Source organism: Bartonella sp. ML69XJBT, assembly GCF_028618515.1.
Classification (GTDB): Bacteria; Pseudomonadota; Alphaproteobacteria; order Rhizobiales; family Rhizobiaceae; genus Bartonella.
Genome location: NZ_JAQITB010000084.1, coordinates 1 through 2,478 on the forward strand (window position 1 = coordinate 1; position 2,478 = coordinate 2,478).

Consider the following 2,478-nt stretch of genomic DNA (forward strand, 5'->3'; position numbering starts at 1 on the left):
TATAGCCCAAAAGCTCCGCAGCACGAAGCCGGTGCGCACCAGCAATAAGTGTGTAATTACCCTCTTTAGCATTGGGGGTATGGCGCACTGTAATCGGGTTCATTAACCCCTCCCGCGCCATCGATTGCGCAAGTGCCTTGGCATGCTCATCATCTACAGGGCGTATACGCTCCGGTACAACAATCACATCAAGAGCAAGCTTTTGAAACTGTGCCATCACGCCCCCGCCTTTTCCATTTCTCGTAAGAACAAATCCATCGCACGCCCTGCCCATCTTCGATAGGCTCTAGCAAATACAGGCTCTTCCAAACGCCGATTAATCACTTGCAAAGCAAGAAAGATAGCAGTCTGCTGCCGTACTTGCATGGCAACAATACGCCGCCGCGGTACCTCAAACTGATAATGCAAAATATGAATGGCAATTTGTCGTGCTAATATCGCATCAAATAAGCCATGCGGTGGGTCAATAATATATCGGATCGGTACATGCCGAAAGCTACCACTCACGGCTTTTAAAGAACAGGAAAGCATCATTTGTAGCCGTTCAGCTTCCGAATACGGATTAAAAATTTCTCTTTTTGCCTCGGGCGTCCATAAATTATAAGCAGCAACCATAACCATCCCCGATAAAGAAAACTTGACCACCTAACCTTAAAAAACAACCCATCCAATCGGCTGCTTGATGAGGCAACACTGTGCAATTTTTCTTGTCTATTTCGTATTGATCTTTAGACATTGATAAACCTTTTTATCTTATGGTATCTAAATACATGGCAAATGCGCAAAAACGCAAAGCCGTGTAACGAAGTTTAAGCAGCATTACCGCGCAAAGCAGAATGCGCACGCGAATCTGTATTGGCATGTTTTGCTGCTTTAAAAATGCGACGGCGACTTTTGGGGTAGCGGTCGCTAAAAACCTGCTCGACAGGCAAACCGATAAAATCGGCAATGGCGCGTTCGGCTTTCTCGTTAGACCGTGTCCAAATGTGTTGAACACTGGATGAGGAGAGTTGATAAGCTTTCGCGAGCTCCGCCAAGGTCATATTACGGCGGCGTAGCTCAGCTAAAATACTATGGCGATCCCATACTTGAATGCATGTTTGGGTGGTTGTCATAACTTTCGCTCCTGCTTCAAACGGATGCTCAAACCATCCGTTTTTTGTGGGGTTAATTGTAAAATATCTGCCCTCTATAGCGGGCGGTAATAAGAGGTATAATGCAAAAAATGCATTAAGTCAACGCAATATTTGCATTATTATGTAATTTGTGGCAAAAAAAGAAATTGAACCCAAAACAGAACAGGCAAAACGGCTACGTTTGATACGAGAAAGCTTAGAGCTTAATCGAGATCAGATAGCTACCCGTTTAGGTATTAAAAAAGCAATTTATGACCATGCTGAAAGAGGGACCACTTTTCCCAATGTAGAATTTTTGACTGCTTTATCACAGCAATTAAATGTCAACTTAACTTGGCTTGTTGCAGGTGAAGGCGAAATGTTTACAGACGTAGCAAAAGCAAAAACAGCGGATTTTAAGACACCCACCATTCCTGCTGGATTGATGAAAAAGCTTGGTCGCATAGCTTATACAACCTATCGCGATGCTAAAATAAAACTCCCCCCTGAAGATATAGCGGAACTCGCGGCGGAACTTTATAAAAAACTGCAAGAGCTTGTTCAAGACATCAACGATAGCGAAGAAATAGAGCTTACTTTGCCTCTCCTAAAATTGCATTTAAAGCGTCAAATAGAAGCTGAAAGAGCACATCTAGAAACTACACAAAATACGGCTTAATGCCCCTTTAATATGAAAAATGAAAGTGGAAATCTTTTTACATTAAGAATTTAATATAATACATTGATAAATAATGTTTTATTATCCAATTTTTGAGATTTCCACGCATATATGGAAATCTTTTTTGCTTTTTTGGTCATTTTTGGCTGATTTTGGAGTCAATTGAACTTTTGGATTGATTTTTTTCAAAGGGTCTTCAAAGGCGGTTTTCTGGGCTTTCACAGACTTTTCAAAATTTTTCACAGGGTTTTCAAAGACCTTTCAAAGCCTTCTCTCATTTTTACCATGAAAACGCACTTTTTTCTGATTTTCGGTAATTTTCGCAATTTTAGGTGTCAAAATACAATTTTACAAAACGCGCCTTTAATGGTAAAAAATAACTATAAAAACAACAAATTACCACCTATTCCTACCTAATCCCACCTCTTCCCACTTAGTACAAAACCTACTGTCAAACTACAAGGTGTTTTTTAAGGTGCGGGATAAGTAAATAAAGGTTAGGGAATAGGATTTTGCAACATACCTTTACAGAGCACATCTTTTTTTGCCAACTTTTTCCAATAATTTTTTAAATTCTGTCAAATCCTGTTGTGAAAAATTTTCTAAAGTTCTAACAAACATGCCAACAACTTCACGCCCAAATGAATCAGAAGGTTTTATTGTAAAACTCTTACGGCAAGAGTC

Annotated in this window: 6 protein-coding genes; 1 reads left to right on the forward strand and 5 read right to left on the reverse strand. The window is 40.2% G+C overall.

Annotated elements, in window-relative coordinates:
* The 4 genes from PVV68_RS10005 to PVV68_RS10020 form a co-directional block, all read right to left on the reverse strand.
* A partial coding sequence (locus PVV68_RS10005) for a ParB N-terminal domain-containing protein (RefSeq protein WP_273783007.1) occupies positions 1-217 on the reverse strand: 217 nt, incomplete at its 3' end.
* Positions 217-615, reverse strand: a complete 399-nt coding sequence (locus tag PVV68_RS10010) for a hypothetical protein (RefSeq protein WP_273722104.1) — start codon at positions 613-615, stop codon at positions 217-219. The genes PVV68_RS10005 and PVV68_RS10010, both read right to left, overlap by 1 nt.
* Positions 599-736, reverse strand: coding sequence for a hypothetical protein (locus tag PVV68_RS10015; RefSeq protein WP_273722103.1), 138 nt, complete (start codon positions 734-736; stop codon positions 599-601). The genes PVV68_RS10010 and PVV68_RS10015 overlap by 17 nt, the downstream gene beginning before the upstream one ends.
* A 73-nt stretch (positions 737-809) precedes the next feature.
* The gene (locus PVV68_RS10020) at positions 810-1,115 is read right to left on the reverse strand and encodes a helix-turn-helix transcriptional regulator (RefSeq protein ID WP_005864619.1); all 306 of its coding nucleotides are present in this window, start codon (positions 1,113-1,115) and stop codon (positions 810-812) included.
* Positions 1,116-1,266: 151 nt separating this feature from the next.
* Between PVV68_RS10020 and PVV68_RS10025 the strand changes: the two genes are divergently transcribed.
* Entirely contained in the window at positions 1,267-1,794 is a 528-nt protein-coding gene (locus PVV68_RS10025) for a helix-turn-helix transcriptional regulator (RefSeq protein ID WP_273722102.1), read from the forward strand.
* A gap of 81 nt (positions 1,795-1,875) precedes the next feature.
* Here the strand turns inward: PVV68_RS10025 and PVV68_RS10030 are convergent, their stop codons facing one another.
* Positions 1,876-2,037: a hypothetical protein gene (locus PVV68_RS10030; protein WP_273722101.1), complete on the reverse strand. Its 162-nt coding sequence runs from the start codon at positions 2,035-2,037 to the stop codon at positions 1,876-1,878.
* Positions 2,038-2,478 lie beyond the last annotated feature (441 nt).